The sequence below is a fragment of the Kitasatospora sp. NPDC088548 genome, assembly GCF_044753005.1.
Lineage (GTDB): Bacteria > Actinomycetota > Actinomycetes > Streptomycetales > Streptomycetaceae > Kitasatospora.
This window is the reverse complement of record NZ_JBIVMI010000003.1, coordinates 44,503-61,667: the sequence shown is the minus strand read 5'-3', so window position 1 is coordinate 61,667 and position 17,165 is coordinate 44,503. Positions and strand designations below refer to the sequence as shown.

Annotated in this window: 17 protein-coding genes; 6 read left to right on the top strand and 11 right to left on the bottom strand. The window is 74.9% G+C overall.

Features of this window, described 5'->3' with window-relative positions; all coding sequences use genetic code 11:
- Positions 1-151: 151 nt before the first annotated feature.
- Positions 152-415: a dsRBD fold-containing protein gene (locus tag ACIP82_RS05745; RefSeq protein ID WP_363609074.1), complete on the bottom strand. Its 264-nt coding sequence runs from the start codon at positions 413-415 to the stop codon at positions 152-154.
- Positions 416-654: 239 nt separating this feature from the next.
- Here ACIP82_RS05745 and ACIP82_RS05740 point away from each other — a divergent pair, with 239 nt between their 5' ends.
- Positions 655-1,683, top strand: a complete 1,029-nt coding sequence (locus ACIP82_RS05740) for a DMT family transporter (RefSeq protein ID WP_400651248.1) — start codon at positions 655-657, stop codon at positions 1,681-1,683.
- Positions 1,684-1,823: 140 nt separating this feature from the next.
- The gene (locus tag ACIP82_RS05735) at positions 1,824-2,360 is read left to right on the top strand and encodes a DUF6629 family protein (RefSeq protein WP_400651245.1); all 537 of its coding nucleotides are present in this window, start codon (positions 1,824-1,826) and stop codon (positions 2,358-2,360) included.
- A 60-nt stretch (positions 2,361-2,420) separates the two neighbouring features.
- Here the strand turns inward: ACIP82_RS05735 and ACIP82_RS05730 are convergent, their stop codons facing one another.
- From ACIP82_RS05730 to ACIP82_RS05720, 3 genes are all read right to left on the bottom strand, one after another.
- A complete protein-coding gene (locus ACIP82_RS05730) occupies positions 2,421-3,791 on the bottom strand; it encodes an MFS transporter (protein WP_400651242.1) in 1,371 nt (456 codons plus the stop codon).
- Positions 3,788-4,432, bottom strand: a complete 645-nt coding sequence (locus ACIP82_RS05725; protein ID WP_363609082.1) for a helix-turn-helix domain-containing protein — start codon at positions 4,430-4,432, stop codon at positions 3,788-3,790. Before ACIP82_RS05725 ends, ACIP82_RS05730 begins: the two co-directional genes overlap by 4 nt.
- Before the next feature lie 232 nt (positions 4,433-4,664).
- Positions 4,665-5,405: a sensor histidine kinase gene (locus ACIP82_RS05720; protein WP_400651239.1), complete on the bottom strand. Its 741-nt coding sequence runs from the start codon at positions 5,403-5,405 to the stop codon at positions 4,665-4,667.
- Between the two features lie 334 nt (positions 5,406-5,739).
- On the opposite strand from ACIP82_RS05720, the gene polX reads away from it, so the two are divergent.
- Positions 5,740-7,467, top strand: coding sequence for a DNA polymerase/3'-5' exonuclease PolX (gene polX / locus ACIP82_RS05715; protein ID WP_400651236.1), 1,728 nt, complete (start codon positions 5,740-5,742; stop codon positions 7,465-7,467).
- Between the two features lie 328 nt (positions 7,468-7,795).
- On the opposite strand, the gene ACIP82_RS05710 is transcribed toward polX, so the two are convergent.
- From ACIP82_RS05710 to ACIP82_RS05700, 3 genes are all read right to left on the bottom strand, one after another.
- Positions 7,796-8,491 (bottom strand): response regulator transcription factor, encoded by a 696-nt coding sequence (locus ACIP82_RS05710; RefSeq protein WP_363609088.1) that lies wholly within the window; start codon positions 8,489-8,491, stop codon positions 7,796-7,798.
- A 110-nt stretch (positions 8,492-8,601) separates the two neighbouring features.
- Entirely contained in the window at positions 8,602-9,048 is a 447-nt protein-coding gene (locus ACIP82_RS05705; protein ID WP_363609090.1) for a hypothetical protein, read from the bottom strand.
- 130 nt (positions 9,049-9,178) lie between these two features.
- Positions 9,179-10,399, bottom strand: a complete 1,221-nt coding sequence (locus tag ACIP82_RS05700; protein WP_400651231.1) for a sensor histidine kinase — start codon at positions 10,397-10,399, stop codon at positions 9,179-9,181.
- 212 nt (positions 10,400-10,611) lie between these two features.
- On the opposite strand from ACIP82_RS05700, the gene ACIP82_RS05695 reads away from it, so the two are divergent.
- Genes ACIP82_RS05695 through ACIP82_RS05685 form a run of 3 tightly spaced genes read left to right on the top strand, consistent with a single transcriptional unit; the run spans position 10,612 to position 11,663 of the window.
- Positions 10,612-10,764: a hypothetical protein gene (locus ACIP82_RS05695; protein WP_400651229.1), complete on the top strand. Its 153-nt coding sequence runs from the start codon at positions 10,612-10,614 to the stop codon at positions 10,762-10,764.
- A 30-nt stretch (positions 10,765-10,794) separates the two neighbouring features.
- A complete protein-coding gene (locus ACIP82_RS05690) occupies positions 10,795-10,935 on the top strand; it encodes a hypothetical protein (RefSeq protein ID WP_363609095.1) in 141 nt (46 codons plus the stop codon).
- Positions 10,932-11,663: a (2Fe-2S)-binding protein gene (locus tag ACIP82_RS05685; RefSeq protein ID WP_400651227.1), complete on the top strand. Its 732-nt coding sequence runs from the start codon at positions 10,932-10,934 to the stop codon at positions 11,661-11,663. The genes ACIP82_RS05690 and ACIP82_RS05685 overlap by 4 nt, the downstream gene beginning before the upstream one ends.
- Positions 11,664-11,785: 122 nt before the next feature.
- On the opposite strand, the gene ACIP82_RS05680 is transcribed toward ACIP82_RS05685, so the two are convergent.
- From ACIP82_RS05680 to ACIP82_RS05665, 4 genes are all read right to left on the bottom strand, one after another.
- Positions 11,786-13,366, bottom strand: coding sequence for an alpha-amylase family glycosyl hydrolase (locus ACIP82_RS05680; RefSeq protein WP_400651225.1), 1,581 nt, complete (start codon positions 13,364-13,366; stop codon positions 11,786-11,788).
- 78 nt (positions 13,367-13,444) lie between these two features.
- A complete protein-coding gene (locus ACIP82_RS05675; protein ID WP_400651223.1) occupies positions 13,445-14,140 on the bottom strand; it encodes a bifunctional 4-hydroxy-2-oxoglutarate aldolase/2-dehydro-3-deoxy-phosphogluconate aldolase in 696 nt (231 codons plus the stop codon).
- The gene (locus ACIP82_RS05670; RefSeq protein WP_400651221.1) at positions 14,137-15,759 is read right to left on the bottom strand and encodes an amidohydrolase family protein; all 1,623 of its coding nucleotides are present in this window, start codon (positions 15,757-15,759) and stop codon (positions 14,137-14,139) included. The genes ACIP82_RS05675 and ACIP82_RS05670 overlap by 4 nt, the downstream gene beginning before the upstream one ends.
- Positions 15,759-17,060 (bottom strand): alanine racemase, encoded by a 1,302-nt coding sequence (locus tag ACIP82_RS05665; RefSeq protein WP_400651219.1) that lies wholly within the window; start codon positions 17,058-17,060, stop codon positions 15,759-15,761. The genes ACIP82_RS05670 and ACIP82_RS05665 overlap by 1 nt, the downstream gene beginning before the upstream one ends.
- Positions 17,061-17,165: the final 105 nt, after the last annotated feature.

Sequence of the window (17,165 nt, the reverse complement as noted above, 5' to 3'; positions counted from 1 at the left end):
CCGCCGCCTCCGCGCCAGGCGGGGCGGCGGCCACGAGCGGTCCCGGTCAGCCCCGGTCGGCCCCGGTCAGCCCCGGTCGAATCGGCGGGCGACGTCGCGGCCGGTCGCGGCCGGTAGACGCCGCAGCCGGTAGCTCCGGTGGACACCGCGGTCAGTAGATCAGATAACCGGGCCGGTGCCCCTCGTCCTCGATCTCCCCGGCCGCCTGGGCCCGCAACTTGCGGGAGAGCGCCTCCAGGGCGCGGGACGCCGCGACCTCCTCGCCGATCCGGGCGAGCGGACGGTCCTCCGCGCTCTTCACGGACTCCCCGTGGGCGCTGAGGCCCGGCGCTCTCGCCCCGGTCAGCCTCGCGTCGCACCCCGTGTGCACACCGTCTTCCTCGAAGCTCAGCTCCACATCCCATTGGTTGTGCATGCCACACCTCCTGGCGCCGGCCCCCGTCGCGCCTGCTCGGACCGGCACGGATGCCGGAGCACACGGCCGCTCACAAAGCCGCTCACACCAGCGTGCGCCCGCCACGCCCACGGCGGCAAGCGCGGCCGGACCGGCCGGCGCCCAGCCCCGGCGGTACGCTGGCCAGAGCGCGCCGCGACCGCCGTCGAACCCAGAGACCGCCGGGGCGGCGCCATCAGCGACGTTCGGGTGGTCCCTCCGTGGCGGTCTTCCTTCTCGCATTGAGCGCCGCCTGCTGCCTGGGCCTCGGCTTCGTCCTCCAGCAGCACGCGGCGCAGCGGGCCCCTCGTGCCGATCTGCTGCACTGGCGCCTGCTGCTCGACCTGATGCGGATGCCCGAGTGGCTGCTTGGCACCGGCTTCATGGTCAGCGGTCTGGTGCTCTCCGCGCTCGCGCTCAACCAGGGCGAGGTCTCCCTGGTCGAACCCCTGCTCGCGACCAACCTGCTGTTCGCCATGGCGCTCTCCCGGGTGCTGACCCGTCAGAGCCTCGGCCGCTCGGGCTGGGCCGGGGTGCTGTTGCTCGGCCTCGGGGTGACGGCCTTCATCCTGGCCGGCCGCCCCACCGGCGGCGGTCCGCCGGCCGGGGAGCTGCGGCACTGGCTGGTGGTCGGGACGGTGGTCGGGCTGACCCTGCTGCTGGTCTCGCTCGCCCGTCGGCTGCCGCTGTTCGAGGAGGCCACCCTGCTCGCCCTGGCCGCCGGTCTGCTCTACGGGCTCCAGGACGCGCTCACCCGTACGACGACGCAGCGCCTCGACCACGACGGGCTGGACGCCGTCCTGCGCAGCTGGCAGCCGTATGCCGTGGTGGCGGCGGGCGTGGTCGGACTGCTGCTGGTGCAGAGCGCCTTCGAGGCCGCACCGCTGCGGATGTCACTGCCCGCGCTGACGGCGGCCCAGCCGCTCGCCGGGATCGCCTGCGCGGTCGGTTTTCTCGGCGACCGCCTGCGGATCACCCCCGGCGCGCTGGCCTGGGAGTCGGCCGGGCTGCTGGCCATCGTGGTCGGGGTGATCGTCATCGGACGCCACCCGGCGATGCCCGGAAGCGTCGGCGACCCGCCCAAGGACGCCGGCGGGCCGCCCGACCTCGAGCGGGCCGGTGCCGAACGGGCCGGTGCCGAGTCGCCGACGGCCGGCAGCGGCACCGGAACCAAGAACGCCGGAACCGAGAACGCCAGGGCCGGGAAGACCCGGGCCGGGAGCGCCGACGACACCAGACCTGCCCGGTAGCCGGCGGGCCGGCGGATGTGCTGGAGCGCGCAGGCGGATCTGGTCGCCGGCGGAGCGGTCTCGGGCATCGGTGTGCTCTGCCTGGCGAGGCGCTCCGCACCGGACGGCCGGAACGGCTGCCGCTGGCGGCGCTCCCGCTCGTGCTGGGCGTGCATCAGCTGGTCGAGGCCGCGGTCTGGCTCGGCGCGGACGGTGAACTTCCTGCCGGACCGGCCGGGTGGGCCCGGACCGCACGGGCGGCGATCGCGCTGCCCATGCTGCCGGTGCTGGTCCCGGCCGGGGTGTGGTGCGCGGCCCACGAACCGGGCCGGGCGGGCGGTCCGCACCGCCGGAAGGCGCTCGCCGGCCTCGCCCTGCTCGGCGCGCTCGTCGCCGTCCCGCTGGCGGTGGCCGCCGCGACCCACCCCGTGACGGCCACGGAACACGGCCGCACCCTCACCTACGGCATCGGCGTCCCGCACCCGGCCGCCCTGCTGACCGGCTACCTGCTGACCACCGTCGGCGCCCTGCTGCTCAGCGGCGACCGCCTGCTGCGCCGCCTCGGCGTGCTCACCGGCACGGGGGCCGTCCTCTGCTCGGTACTGTGGCGGCTGGCCTTCGTGTCGATCTGGTGCGTGCTGGCGGCACTGGTCGGTGTCGTCCTGCTCCACTGGGCCGGCCGCCCGGCCCGCTTCTGACCCACCCGTCGGCAGGTCGACCCCGCCCCTCCCCAGGGCCCGGATCACCTCCTGACACCCCTACGCCGACACCGCCGACCGCTCGGGCGACGCCGAATCGGGGACGTCCGCCGCCTGCCCCTGGCCGCGGAGACGGTCCATCTCCCGCCACTCCGGGCGGAGGCCGGCCAGCATGGTGGTGGCGAAGTACAGGCCTCCGCTCACGAACAGCACGGGTATCAGCCCGGCGAAGGCCACCGCCGAACCGGCGAGCAGGCCGCCGAGCGGGATCCCGGCCCAGGCCAGGGAGTCACCGAGGGCGCGGACGCGGCCGAGCAGGCGCCGCGGCACGCGCTCGAACAGGACCGCACCGAGGATCGGGTTGAGGAATCCCGAGCCGAAGCCACCCACCGCGAACACCGCGAGCACGGCCCACATCGGCGCGTCCAGCGCGAGGACCAGGAACCTCGGCGCCCCGCAGAGCAGGAAGCCCGCGAAGAACACCGCCCGGCGTGGAAGCCGGTGGGCGACGGCCGCCGCTATCAGGCTTCCGGTGACGGCCGCGATCCCCCAGGCGCTGCCGGTCAGGCCGATGGCGGCCGGGCCGCCGCCGGACTCCCGGGCCCAGACCGGCACCAGTACCGTCATGAAGCCGGCGTCCAGCAGGTTGGTCACCGCCAGCATCACGATGACGGTGAGCAGCAACGGCTCGCCGCGGAGAAAGGTGAAGCCCTCCCGGAACATCCGCCAGTAGCCGGCCTGCTCGCCCGGCTCGCCAAGCGCTTCCCGCTCGTCCTGCGCCTTGGTGCCCTCCGCCGCCGGCTGCGCGGCGGCCACCGCCCGCCCCATGCCCCGGGGCAGGGCGAGCGCGATGACCAGCGAACCCAGCGCGAAGGCGGCCGCGTTGACCGCCAAACCGGCCATCGGCCCCAGCAGCGCGACCAGACCGCCGCCCACCGCCGGGCCGACCGTGGAGGCCAGCCGTTCGGTGACTCCCGAGAGCCCGGTGGCCCGCTCCAGCGGCACCCGGGCCCGGTCGGCCGCCTCGGGGACCATCACCTCCTTGGCCAAGTCCCCCGGCCCGCGCGCCGCGCCGACCACCGCGACCATGATCAGCAGCAGCCAGAACGGCAGCACGCCCAGACCGTGCAGCAGCGGGACGAGGCCTGCGGCGACGGCGCTCACCGCGTCCGTCGTCCAGGAGACGACGCGCGGGCCCAGCCGGTCGATCAGCGGCCCGGTGAACGCCTTGACCAGCACATACGGCGTCATCTCGACGAAGGCGACCAGGCCCGTCATGGTGGCGCTGCCGGTGGTGGCCAGGACGAACCAGGGCAGGGCGATGGCCGAGACCCGGGTGCCGGTCAGCGAGACGGCCGTCGCCGCGAGCACCCCGGCCAGCGGCCGGACGCTGCGCGGCGGTGCGGCAGCCGGCGAGTCCACGGTCGTCATGACCGCTCCCCCGATCCGGCCGAAGCGCCCTCGTCCCCGCCCTCGCCCTCGGGATCGGGCAGCAGCTGGACGACCACCGCCACCCGCTCGGTGCCGTCCGGAGCGGCCCCCTCGGTGTCCGCCCTGCGGTAGCGCCCGACGACGGCCGCCAGCTCCTCCGCCAGCCCGTGGGCCTCCTCGGGGGTGAGCCGCAGCCCCCAGTCGCTGAGATCGAGCGCGTGCCGCCAGTCGCGCGGCATGGTCTCGTACGCGTTCAGGGCCCGCTGCGCGGTCAGCGTGTGTACGGCAGCGATCGACCGCAGGTAACCGAGGGCGGCCTCCGGCTCCTCGTCGGCCAGCTCCATGTCCGTCCACCAGGTGAGTTGGTGGACGGACCTCCACCACCGCTCGCGGGCGTTGCCGCGCTCGGTGTCCTCCGCGACGAAGCCCGCGGCGGCGAGCTGGCGCAGGTGATAGCTGGTCGCGCCCGAGGTCAGCCCCATCCGCTCGGCGAGCCTGGTCGCGGTGGACGGGCCGTGCCTGCGCAGCAGCCCGATCAGCTGGACCCGCACGGGATGGGCCAGGGCCCGCAGGCCCTTGGCATCGAGGACGACATCGGTCTGCGGGTCCGAACTGTGCGGCCACCGGCGTTCTTCGGTCATGGCAGCAGCGTAGAACCGCAAACACTTCTTCGCAAAGGGTTATTTGCGAAGAAGTATTGGCGGTTCCGTCGCGCACTGCGGACGACAGGCCGACGCCAGGCCCGGGCTCCGGGTGAACGGCAGGAGGAAAGCACGAAGCCCGGGGACGGAACCGTCCCCGGGCGACTGGACCGCGGCCTCGCGCCGCCAGCCCGAGCAGGGCCACCCGAACAGGGCGGCCCGCCCACACGGGTCAGTCGCGGGCCACCGGGAGGGTCAGCACCAGGGTGAGACCGCCGCCGGGCGTCTGTTCGACCTCCAGACGGGCGCCGGCCGCGCTCACCAGGCCCTGCACCGCCAGGCCGACCGGGCCGCCGGGGCGCCCGCCCTCGATCAACCACGGGCGCGCCCCGGGGAGTTCGCAGGCACCGCGGTCCACCACCCGGATCTCCACCCGCGCCTTCTCCTGCCCCGAGTACCCCGACTGCCCCGCATACCCCGAGCGCGTCGAGGACCCCACCTGCCCCGACCGCCCCGGCCCACCCGGTCCGGTCACCGCGTCCGCCCTGACCAGCACCCTGCCGCCGAGCGGGCTGCGCCGGATCGCGTGATCGACCAGCCCGGCCAGCGCCGACTCCAGTCGACGGGCGTCCGCGACCACGACCGGCAGACCGACCGGCACCCGGTTGGCGACCTGGGCCGCCCGACCGCCGCCGCGCAGCACCCGCTGCACCAGCTCGGCCACCTGGACGTGGTGCGCCTGCGCGGGGCAGCCCTCCGGGCGGTCCGTCCAGTGCACCCGGTCCAGTTCGGGCCGGGACAGCACCCGCGGCCCGGCCATCGAGCCCGGGTGGGACCGGCCCGGGCCTTCGTCGGGTTCGCCGACGCCGTCCCCGCCCACGCCGAACCCGCCACCGAAGCCCCCGAACGCGCCGAACCCGCCGAGCGCCCGGGCACCCGACGCGACATAGGCCCAGAGCTTCCCGCGTGCCATCGCTGTACCTCTCGCGCCTCACCGGCGGCCACCGTCAGGTGCGCGGCGGGCCGGAACAGGCCGCCTCACCGGCCCTTCCGCCAAGCCTGCGCCCGCACCGGACGGGTGACAATCCGGCTCCAGGGCGCGAACCAACCACCGCACCCCGCCGAACGGCTGGACCCGTACCCCCCGAGCGGCGGGGCGCGCCCACCCTCCGGCGGAGCGCACCCGACAACACCAGAGCCCCGGCGCACCGGAACACCCCCGCGCCCCCGACCTCCCCGACCTCCCCGACCTCCCCGACCGATCGGCCCACCCGGCCCGATCACCCCGCCCGCCCTAAACTGGCCCTGTGCCCCGGCTCAACGACCAGGTCCAGGAGCTGCTCCAGGAGTACGCCGACCTGATCTCGATCACCGGCGGGGACGCCTTCCGGGCCCGCGCCTACGAGAAGGCCGCCCGCGCGGTCGGCGGATTCCCGGAGGACGTCGCCGGGCTGGACACCAAGGGGCTCCAGCAGATCCCCGGCGTCGGCAAGTCCACCGCCGAAAAGATCGCCGAGTACCTCGCGACCGGCCGGATGGAGTCCCTGGAGAAGCTGCGGGCCATGATCCCGGCCGGCGTCCGCGAGGTGATGGCCGTCCCCAGCGTCGGTCCCAAACGCGCGCTCGCCCTCTACCGCGACCTCGACATCGCCTCCGTCGACCAGCTCGCCGAGGCGATCCGCGCCGAACGGCTGCGCGAGGTGCCCGGGTTCGGCGCGCGCAGCGGCGAGAAGATCCTGCACGGCATCGAACTGCTGCGGCAGTCCGGCGGGCGGACGCTGCTCGACGCGGCCACCGAGCAGGCCGAGCAGATCGTCGCGGCGATCGCGGCCGTGCCGGGCTGCACCCGCTGCGCCTACGCGGGTTCGCTGCGCCGGATGCGCGAGACCGTCGGCGACATCGACGTGCTCGCCACCGCCGAGGACTCCGCACCGCTGATGGCCGCGCTCGCCGGACTCCCGTACGTGACCGAGGTGATCGCGCAGGGCCCGACCAAGACCTCGGTGCGCACCGCCAAGGGCCTCCAGGTCGACCTCCGGGTGGTGCCGGAGGAGGACTGGGGCGCGGCGCTGGTGTACTTCACCGGCTCCAAGGCGCACAACATCAAGCTGCGCACCATGGCCGTCCGGGCCGGGCTGAAGCTCTCGGAGTACGGGCTGTTCGGCGCCGAGAGCGGGAAGAAGGTGGTCTCGGCGACCGAGGAGGAGGTGTACGCGGCGCTCGGTCTGCCCTGGATCGCACCGCCGCTGCGCGAGGACCGCGGCGAGATCGAGGCGGCCCTGCGCGGCGAACTGCCGGACCTGGTCACCCAACGCGACCTCCGCGGCGACCTGCACACCCACACCGACCTCACCGACGGCCTGGCCACCCTGGAGGAGATGATCGACACGGCGGCCGCCCGCGGCTACGCCTACTACGCGGTCACCGACCATGCGCCGGACCTGGTCATGCAGCGGATGACGGACGAGAAGATGCTCGCCCAGCGCGAGCGGCTGCGCGAACTGGCCGGCCGGCACCGGCGAATGCGCCTGCTGCACGGCACGGAGCTGAACATCGGCCCCGACGGGGGTGTGGACTGGCCCGCCGAGTTCCTGGCCGGGTTCGATGTGTGCGTGGCCTCGGTGCACTCGCACTTCGGCGCCGACCGGGCCGCCCAGACCCGCCGCCTGATCCGCGCCTGCGAGAACCCCTACGTGCACGTCATCGGCCATCTCACCACGCGGCGGATCGGCCGGCGCGGGCCGATCGACGTCGATCTGGACGCCGTCTTCGAGGCGGCCGCCCGGACCGGCACCGCGATCGAGATCAACAGTTCGCCGCAGCGGCTCGACCTGCGGGACGAGGACGTGCTGCGGGCGAAACGGCACGGGGTGCGGTTCTCGATCGACAGCGACGCCCACTCCACCCCGCAACTGGCCTACCCGGTGTACGGGATCGGCACCGCCCAACGGGCCTGGCTGACCGCCGAGGACGTGATCAACACCTGGCCCTGGCAGCGGCTGAAGCGGTTCCTGCGCAAGGACGCGCTGCGGTGATGACCGCCCCGGGGCCACGCCTCGCGCCACCGGTCCGGAATATTCCCGAATTGCCCGATTCCGGACCGGAAACCCCTGGTGCCTGGGCCGTAAGAGGCGCATGATGGTAGTGAACCTGCGAGGTAACAGTGGGAGTTTGACCGCAGGAGGCAGTGGCGACAGATCGAGACGGATCAAGGTCTGCCGCTGGTACCTCGGTCGACGATCGAACTAACAGGCCGGAGGACGTAGTCCGGAGGCCACCCCGGCCTCGCAGGTTCACCGGTGCCCGGAACACCGCAGGCCGACGCCGGACACCCCCGGGGCGTCCCGGGGCCTCCGGGACGGTTCAGGGTGCGCGGCCCCCGGCGGCCGGCACCGGGTACCCCATCTCCCAGGCGTGCACGGCGATGCCGACCCGGTTCGGCACGTCGAGCTTGCGCTGGATGCTGGCGACATGCGTCTTGACCGTGCCCGGTGAGATGAACAGCTCGGCGGCGATGTCCGCGTTGGTCCGGCCCGCCGCCACCTGTCCGGCGATCTCCACCTCCCGCTCGGTGAGCGGCACCACCGGTCCGGGCCGCCGCTCGGCACGCCGGGGCGCGGTGACGTGTTCCAGCAGGCGGACGGTGACGGACGGGCTGATCAGACTCTCGCCGCCCGCCGCCGCCCGGACCGCCTCGGCCAGCAACGCCGGGCCGGAACGCTTCAGCAGAAAACCCGACGCGCCGTACCGCAGGGCCGGATAGACGTACTCGTCGAGGTCGAAGGTGGTCAGCACGACCACCCTGACCGGGGTGACGGCACCCGGTCCGGCCAGCCTGCGGGTCAGTTCCAGGCCGTCCATCCGGGGCATCCGGATGTCGACCAGAGCGACGTCGGGGCGCAGCTGCCCGGCGAGTTCGAGCGCGGCGGCGCCGTCGGCGGCCTCACCGACCACCTCGATGTCGGGCTGGGCGTCCAGAATCCGCCGCACGCTCCGGCGGACCGCCTCCTGGTCGTCCGCGATCAACGTGCGGATGGGCTGCGGGTTCGGGCTCGTCACGCCGAGCAGTCTCGCACGCCGACGGCCCCGGCCACACCGGGCCGCGTCGGCACCACGCCCCCGGGCGCACCACCACCCCACCCGGACACCGGAGGCAAGGACGGCCGGTGTCAGGAGGCGTTGCCCCCGAGGTCGGTCGCCCGGCCGTCACGCAGGACGGTCAGACCGCGCGGCACCTCCACCCGGAACCTCACATCGCAGTTGGCGATGCCGTTGCAGCCGGCCCTGAGGTCGAGGGCATCACCGTCCAGGCTCCAACTGGCTTCCTTGGAACCGATGACCCGCGCTTCGAACCAGCGGATCACCCTGACATCCTGACGGTCCGTCGCGACCAGATCGGTGGGGAGGCCGTGGGCACGCACGTCGAGGGTGGTTCCGCCGTAGCTGAAGACCTTCTCCTCAGGGGTGGCGTCCTTCGCCGTCGCGCAGCCGGTGACGGCGGCCGACGAGACGAAGGCGGCCAGGACCAGGGCCAGAACGGTGGCGGGCGCCCGCCCGGAAGACGCCCGGGCAGACATTCGGGGAAACGCCCGGCGGACGGACGGGGTACTGGTCATGAGGTGGATCCTCCGGCAGGAGCGGGTCGGTGACGACTACGAGCCTCGCCGCTGCGCCCGCCGCTGCCATCTGCCGTTCGGCAGATACCCGGCACCCGGCCGACCGCGCGCCCCGCCCGGGCCGGGCCGCCTACCGCACCGGCAGCACACAGACGGTCCGCCAGCCGGACGGCCGGTGCGGGCCCGCCTCCAGGGTGCCGCCGTGCGCCGCGGCGCGTTCGGCCAGGCCCGCCAGCCCGGTGCCGCCGCCCACGCGACGGCGCAGCAGGCCCTTCGGGCCGCGCGCCGCCCCGCCGTCGTTCGTCACCGACACCTCGACCGCCCGGCCGGGACCGGCCGTCACCCGGACGGCCACCTCGGTGGCGCCCGGCGCGTGCCGCCGCACATTGGTCAGCGACTCCAGGACGACGGCGTACACGGTGGCCTCGGCCTCGGCGGAGAGCACTCCGGTGGCATCCGGCGCCAGCTCGACGGTGGCGCGGACCTCGGCACCAGCGGGGCCGGTCGTGGCGAAGCGGCCGACCAGCTCCGGAAGATCGGCCAGCCCGCGGATCCGGGTGGCACCGGACGTCCGGCCGGCCGCCGCCGCGTCGGACTGCGGGTCGCGCAGGGCACCCACCATCTCGTCCATCGAGTCCAGCGCCCGCAGTCCGGCCTCCTCCAGACGGCGCAGCAGTGCGGCCGTCTCCTCCCGGTCCTGGCCGGGCAGCTGGCCGGCCTGTGCCTCCAGGACGATGCCGGTGATCTCGTGGGCGACGAAGTCGTGCAGTCCCCGGGCCACTTCGAGTCGCTGCTCGCGGCGGGCACGAGCCACCGCGCGCTCCCGGCGGGTGTCCAGCACCCGTAGGTAGAGGCCCGCCCCGGCGACGCCGACGGCCGGGAGGAGCGAGAGCAGGAGGGCAACCAGCGAGTCCTGCCATCCACCGTGCGGGGTCCGCAGGGTGAAGCGCAGCGGCACCAGGAGCGTCGCCAGGCCGACCAGGGCCGCCACCGCGCCCACCCATCGGCCCGGCACCCGGCGTATCGCCCGGCCGAGCAGCACCAGAAGGGCGAGCCACTCGAAGGGCAGCCAGAACGCGGGGAGCCGGTAGAGGCCCGAGTAGCCCGCGTCGAGTGCCAGCGAGGCGGCGGCCACGACGACGGCGGCCGCCCCGAGCGTCACCCTCCGGGCCGGCCACCGGACCGTCGCCACCAGCACCGCGAGCGCGGCCATGGCGGCGACGAGCAGGGCCGCCGCGCGGTCACCCGGGCGGGCCGGCACCACCGGGGCCAGCAGCACCAGGACGGCGCCGGCGGCCAGCAACCGGCGAACCGGGGCGACGAAGGCCGGGGGCGGAGGGTCGGTACGCATGCGCCCGAGCCTACGGGGCCGGTCCCGGCGGTACGGCGGGCACGGCCCTCCCGGGGGAGGGCGGAATCTTTCCCGGGCGGAGCGATTCCACTCCCGTGCGGCAGAACTGACGGACCGCAGGACACCGGAGCGGATCCGGCCGCAGCCGGGACGCCGTCGCCACGGGCGTGATCACCCGGGGCGAGGCACCGTGGTTCCCCGGTCGCCGGCTCGTGGGCTCCAAGGTCTCGATCACCGTCCAGGACAACGGCCGCGCCGACCGGCTCGGCCGGCTCCGGGGAGCGTTCGGTCGGCCCGTCCCGGACTTCCGGGGCGCGGTAGCGTTCATCCGCACCAGCAGTGGCAACTTCACCGTGCGGGGCTGACGCCCCGGACCATCCCCGGAGGACGGCCCGATGATCGACGACCGCGCGACTCCCGCCGTCCCCGCCGCCCAGGACCGGGCCGCCCACCTGGTCACCGTCGGCCCGCCCGGACACGTCACCCGCTCCGCGCCACCCGCCGTGTTCACCGGCCCGACGGGCGCCGGCCGGTGACCCCCGTGCTGGACTACCGGCAACTGGCCGCCGTCGGACCGTACTTCGCCCTGGACGTCGCCACCGCCCCCGGGGAGGGCCCGCCCCCGGGCTTCCGGCCGCTGCGCGAGCTGTACGCCGGCGGACCGGACTCGTTGCTGGCGGGGCGGGTGCGCGTGGTGGCGCAGCGACTGGGCACCGCCGAGCCCCGGGTGGCAGCGTCGATCCTGCACCTCGGGCTGGCCGCCCGGTTCTGGTCGGTCGGCCTCGGCTCGGCCCTCCTGCTGGGCGTGGTGCCCGACCTGGACCCGGACCGCGCCCGTGTCCGGGTGCCCGACCAGGGGCCGATCGATCTCTGGAGGCCGTACGCACCCGCGCCGTCCGGACGTGAACCGCTCACCGAGCGGCTCCACCAGTCCGTTGTCCAGGGCCAGTTGACGCCACTGGGAGCGGCCGTCCGGACGGTGGCGCCGATCGCCGGCCGGCTGCTCTGGGGCAACGCCGCGTCCGCGCTGGCGGGCGCGCTGCGGATGCTGGACGCCCACGGGGCACCCGGCCACGGCCGTGCCCTCGTCGCGGAGTTGCTGGACCGCCCGCCGCTGGCCGGCACCGGTGTGCTGCGCGCCCTCGGACCGCGCGACACCGCGTTCCGCCGGAACAGTTGCTGCCTGTACTACCGCGTCGGCCCGGGCGCCGGGGTCTGCGGCGACTGCTGCTTCACCCGCCCGCCTGGGCCCCGGGCCGGGTAGCGGCCCGCCCCTGACCGGCGGCCCCCGCCCGGGCGAGCACACTGCCGCGGCCCGGGCCCCTCGTACAGGGCCGCGCCGGCCAACAGCGTGCCGCCGAGCAACAGCCGGCGCGGGGCCCCCGGTCAGACCAGCTCGAACACCCCGTAGGAGAAGCCCTCGGCCCGCAGCTCCCCGTCCACCATCCGCACCCCTTGGACGTCCAGCGGCCGGAGCGCGCCCGGCCCGAACCGCACCGCCCCCGGCTCGCGCCTCGGATTGACGGCCACCAGGTACCGCCCGGCCCGGGTGTACACCAGCGGGTAGCCGGCATGCCGCACCTCGACCGTGCCGCCGGCGCCGAGGCCGGGGTGGGCGCGGCGCAGCGAGATCAGCCGGCGGACGGTGTGCAGCAGGGAGGTCGGATCGGCCCGCTGGGTGGCGACGTCGGGGCGGTGCGGGTCGGGGTCGACGGGCAGGTAGAGCCGCTCGGGCGGCGCCGTGGAGAAGCCCGCGTTCGGGCCCGGTTCCCACTGCATCGGGGTGCGCGAGCCGGCCCGGTTGTAGTGCGGCCCGAGCACACTGCCCTCGACGTCCGGGAGCCCGGGCAGGTACCGCATGCCGATCTCGTCGCCGTAGTAGACGGCGGGCAGGGTGGGCCAGGTGAGCTGGAAGGCGAAGGCGGGGGCGAGTTGCTCGGCGGTGCGCGGGCCGGTGGCGAGCCGGGAGAAGTCGTGGTTGGCGGTGGGCAGGGCGATATGGCCCGTGCCCCCGGTGAGTTCGGCGGCGGAGCGCCAGGCGTCCAGGAAGGTCTGCGGGGTGCCGCGGCCCTCGGCCTCGAAGTAGCAGGGGCCCTGTGTCCAGCGCTCCTCGGCGGTGCCGGCGCCGTTGTTCCACAGCGAGCGCAGCGGCAGGCCCCGGTCGGGGCCGCCGAACTGGAGGAAGAAGTCGGCGTGGAACCCGGCCGCGACGGCGACGGCCGGGTCGCCCCACTCGGCGAACAGCGCGGCCCCCGGGTGGGCACGGTCGAGCCAGTCGCGCAGTTCGGTCCAGAGTTTGGCGGTCTCGACGAAGCCGGGGTCGTCCTTGACCAGGGAGGAGGCCATGTCCACCCGGAAGCCGGCCAGGCCGAGGCCGAGCCAGTGCGCCATGATCTCCCGCAGGGCGGCGCGGTTGGCGCGCGGCCCGTCGGCGTCCACCGGCTGGCGCCAGGGCTGGTCGGAACGGCTGTGCGCGTAACCGAAGTTGAGCGCGGGCTGACAGTCGAAGAAGTTCGGCCGGTACCAACCGGGCCGACGGCCGGGCGAGGCGACGAAGCCGTCCACCGGGCGGTCGGACCAGATGTAGCGGTGGTCACCCGGGTCCTCGGCGGCGGCCAGGAACCACGGGTGCCGGTCCGAGGTGTGGCCGGCGACCAGGTCGAGCAGGACGCGGATGCCCTTGCGGCGGGCGGCCTCGACCAGCGCGACCAGGTCGTCCGTGGTGCCGTAGCGGGGCGCCGGGGCGAGGTAGTCGCTGATGTCGTACCCGGCGTCACGGAACGGCGAGGCGAAGCAGGGGTTGAGCCAGACGGTGTCGACGCCGAGCCAGGCGAGGTGGTCGAGGTGCCCGGTGATGCCCGCGAAGTCGCCGATGCCGTCGCCGTCGGAGTCGGCGAAGGTCTGCGGGTAGATCTGGTAGAGGACGGCGTCGGCCAGCCAGTCGGGGCCGGGTCGGGTCGAGGTCATGGGGGTGGATCCTCCTGCCGGGTGCCGGGGGCCGGGCTAACGATTGTCGTCCGATCCCGGCCGTCCCGACAGTCCGCGTCAGGCGGCTCGTGTCGCACACGCCTCCGTGAACGCCTTGGCCCGGCGGGTGATCTCGGCCCAGTCCCCGGCCGCGACGACGGCCGGCGGCACGACGTCGGTGCCGGCGCAGACCGCGAGCGCGCCGTGCGCGAGGAAGTCCGCCGCGTTGCCCGCGTTGACGCCGCCGGAGGCGACCAGCGGCACCTCCGGGTAGGGGCCGTGCAGGTCCTTGAAGTAGCCGGGGCCGAAGGCCCTGGCCGGGAAGATCTTGACGGCGGCGGCCCCGAGGTCGACGGCCTGGGCGACCTCGGTAGGGGTGAGCGCGCCGAGCACGACCGGCACTCCGGCGGTATGTGCGGCGTGCGCCACCTCGGGCCGGCAGCCGGGGGTGACCAGGAAGGACGCGCCGGCCTCGACGCCGCGCTCGGCCTGCTCGGCGGTGAGCACAGTACCGACCCCGACCCGCCAGCCCTCGGCCGAGGCCCGGCGCAGATGGTCCGTCACATCCGGTGTGGTGTAGGTGAATTCGGCCCAGGTGATGCCGCCCTCGGCGAGCGCGGCGCAGAGTGCGGCGGCGTCCGGTATCCGGGGGGCGCGGACGACGGCGATCACCGGCTCGGCGGCCAGCGCGGCCCGGGCGGTGGCGAGCACGGACTGCGCCGGAGCGGACCGCGCGGAAAGGGGCTGTGCGGGAAGGGGCTGTGCGGGGCTCATGCGGCTCGGGTCCCTCGGTCGGTTCGGCGCAGGGCGCGGCCCGGGCGGGCGCCCGTGGTGCGGCCCTGCTGGATGACGGCGGTGCCGTTGACGAAGACGTACTCGATGCCCGTGGCGGGCCGGCGGGGCTGGTCGAAGGTGGCGGCGTCCTGGACGTGTTCGGGGTCGAAGAGGACCAGGTCGGCGTGGTGGCCCGGGGCGATCAGGCCGCGCCGGTCCAGCCGGAGCCGGGCGGCGGGGCGGCCGGTCATCCGGGCGATCGTCTCCTCCAGCGTGAGGACGCCCAGCTCCCGGCTGTAGCGGGCGAGGTACCGGGGGAAGGTGCCCCAGGCGCGCGGGTGCGGCCGGGCGCCGACCAGCAGGCCGTCGCTGCCGACGGTGTGCGCGCGGTGGCGCATGATCGTCCGGACGTTCTCCTCGTGGCCGACGTGCTGGAGGATGGTGGTCGCCAACTCGTCCCGGCACAGCAGGTCGAGGAAGACCTCGGTACCGGACCGGCCCTGTTCGGCGGCGAGTTCGGCGACCGTCCGCCCGACCACCGCGGCCAGGCCGGGGGCGCGGACGCCGGAGATCTGGATGGTCTCCCAGTCGGTGACCACCCCGTGGCAGCCGTCGCTGCCCTTCTCCTCCACCTCGTACCGGATCCGCTCGCGGGCGTCCGCCTCGCCGAGCCGGGCCAGGGTGGCCTGCGGGCCGCCCTCGGTGGCCCAACCGGGCAGCAGGGCGGCCAGGGTGGTGGAGCCCGGCAGGTAGGGGTAGCTGTCCAGGGTGAGGTCCACGCCGTCGTCCAGCGCCCGGTCGACGAGGTCCAGCAGTTCACCGGCCCGCCCCTGGTTGACGCCGAAGTTCATGGTGGCGTGGGTCAGGTGCAGCGGGCAGCCGGAGCGGCGGGCGATCTCCACCATCTCGGCGTAGCCCTCCAGCGCCCCGGCCCCGTAGGAGCGCTGGTGCGGCGCGTGGAAGCCGCCGTGCGCCGCGACGACGGTGCACAGCTCGACCAGTTCGGCGGTGTCCGCGTACATCCCCGGGGTGTAGGTGAGGCCGCTGGAGAGGCCGACCGCGCCCTCGCGCAGCCCCTGGGCCAGGAGTTGGCACATCAGGTCGAGTTCGGCCGCCCTCGGTGCCCGGTTCTCCCAGCCCATGGCGAGCATCCGCAGTGAGCCGTGCGGCACCAGGTAGCAGGCGTTGACGGCGACGCCGGCGCGGTCCAGCCGGTCCAGGTAGCCGCCGACGGTGCGCCAGTCCCAGTCGAAGCCCTCGGGGTCGCCGTTCCAGCCGGCGATCTGGCGGCGCAGCGCGGCGAGCGTGCCGTCGTCCACCGGCGCGTAGGACAGGCCGTCCTGGCCGAGCACTTCGCAGGTGACGCCCTGGGTGACCTTGGCGGGGTGCTCGGGTTCGAGCAGCAGGGCCAGGTCGGAGTGGGCGTGCATGTCGATGAAGCCGGGTGCCAGGACGAGCCCGTCGGCGTCCACCTCCCGGACGGCGCCGAGGCCGTGGCCGATCTCGGTGATCAGTCCGTGGCTGATCCGGACGTCCGCGCGGTACCGCTCGGCGCCGGTACCGTCCACGACCGTGGCGCCCTTGAAGACGAGGGCCTGCCCTTCCGCCTGAGGCCTCATCAGAAATACGTCCGCACCAGGCCGGTGACCTTCGGCTCGGGGCTGTCCGCGTCGTCCAGCACCGGGATCATCGTCCACTTGTCGAAGGCGGTGCACGGATGCGAGACCCCGAGCCGCAGGACGGCACCGACGGGGGCGAGGTCGCCCGCGTCGCGCAGGAAGGCGTGCTGGTCGTTCAGCGCGGTGATCCGGGCGGCCGTCCCGGCCAGCCCGGGCCCGCCCCGGACGAGTTGCGGCTCCGGCAGGCCCTCGTCGAACGGCAGGTCGCGCTTGCCGGCGTCGAGCAGGGCCAGTTGCGGCTCGGGGCGGGAGACCACCCGCGCCCAGCCGTGCAGGGCGCTGCGGAACGGCGCCTGGCCGGCGCCCCGCCCGAGCGGCGAGATGCCCCGGTAGAAGCCGTCGTCGTGCGCCACGTACGCGCCCGAGCGCAGCACCACGAGGGCGTCCGGCAGCCCGGCCAGCTCCTCGACCACGAGGTCGAAGTAGGCGCTCCCGCCGGCCGACACGATCGGCTCGGCGCCGCTGGAGCAGGCGGTGGAGAGCCGCCCGTGCAGATCAGCGAGGGCCCGCAGATAGCCGCGGACGGTGGCCAGCCCCTCCTCGCTCGCGTCGTGGGCCAGCGCCCCCTCGTAGCCGCCGACGCCGGCCAGCCGCAGGGTGGGCGCACGCAGTACCGCGGCGGCGATCTCGACGGCCTCCTCGACGCCGCGCGCTCCGGTGCGCCCGCCGGGGCCGCCGAGTTCGACCAGCACCTCGACCGGCCGTTCGGCGCCGGCCGCGCGCAGGGCCTCGTCCATCAGCCGGACGCTCTCGGCGGAGTCCACCCAGGAGACGAAGGCGAACGACGGGTCGGCGGTGAGCTCGGCCGCGAGCCAGCCCAGTCCGGCGGGGTCGAGCAGCGTGTTGGCGAGCAGGATCCGCTGGACGCCGAAGGCCCGGGCCACCCGTACCTGCGGCAGGTTGGCGAGGGTGATGCCGTGGCTGCCTGCGGCGAGCTGCGCCTGCCAGAGCGCGGGCGCCATGGTCGTCTTGCCGTGCGGGACGAGGGCCACCCCCGCCTTGGCGCACCACTCGGCCATGGTCCGCACGTTGTGGTCGACCGCGGCGGCGTCCAGGGTGAGCAGCGGGGTGCCGAGGCCGGCGAGGGCGGGCCGGGTGGCGAGGTAGTCGCGGACGCTCAGCCCCCAGGCCTCGGGCGGCAGGGCCTTGAACCGCCAGTCGAGCACCTCGTCGGCAAGGGCCGCCACCTTGCCGGCGTCGATGCCCGGCCCGGTGCCGCTGCTTGCGAAGGTCTGTTCCACGGTCTTCCTCCATCGCCGATGTTGCAACATACGCAACGAGGGTTGCACATGCTGGCATCACGGTTCTAGCATCGGCGCCGGACGAAGGTCAACGGAACGGTCAGC

Coding starts and splice junctions, on each gene's coding strand:
- ACIP82_RS05745 (WP_363609074.1), bottom strand. CDS start 415: ATGCACAACCAATGGGATGTGGAGCTGAGCTTCGAGGAAGACGGTGTG.
- ACIP82_RS05730 (WP_400651242.1), bottom strand. CDS start 3,791: ATGACGACCGTGGACTCGCCGGCTGCCGCACCGCCGCGCAGCGTCCGG.
- ACIP82_RS05725 (WP_363609082.1), bottom strand. CDS start 4,432: ATGACCGAAGAACGCCGGTGGCCGCACAGTTCGGACCCGCAGACCGAT.
- ACIP82_RS05720 (WP_400651239.1), bottom strand. CDS start 5,405: ATGGCACGCGGGAAGCTCTGGGCCTATGTCGCGTCGGGTGCCCGGGCG.
- ACIP82_RS05705 (WP_363609090.1), bottom strand. CDS start 9,048: ATGACCAGTACCCCGTCCGTCCGCCGGGCGTTTCCCCGAATGTCTGCC.
- ACIP82_RS05700 (WP_400651231.1), bottom strand. CDS start 10,399: ATGCGTACCGACCCTCCGCCCCCGGCCTTCGTCGCCCCGGTTCGCCGG.
- ACIP82_RS05690 (WP_363609095.1), top strand. CDS start 10,795: ATGATCGACGACCGCGCGACTCCCGCCGTCCCCGCCGCCCAGGACCGG.
- ACIP82_RS05680 (WP_400651225.1), bottom strand. CDS start 13,366: ATGACCTCGACCCGACCCGGCCCCGACTGGCTGGCCGACGCCGTCCTC.
- ACIP82_RS05675 (WP_400651223.1), bottom strand. CDS start 14,140: ATGAGCCCCGCACAGCCCCTTCCCGCACAGCCCCTTTCCGCGCGGTCC.
- ACIP82_RS05670 (WP_400651221.1), bottom strand. CDS start 15,759: ATGAGGCCTCAGGCGGAAGGGCAGGCCCTCGTCTTCAAGGGCGCCACG.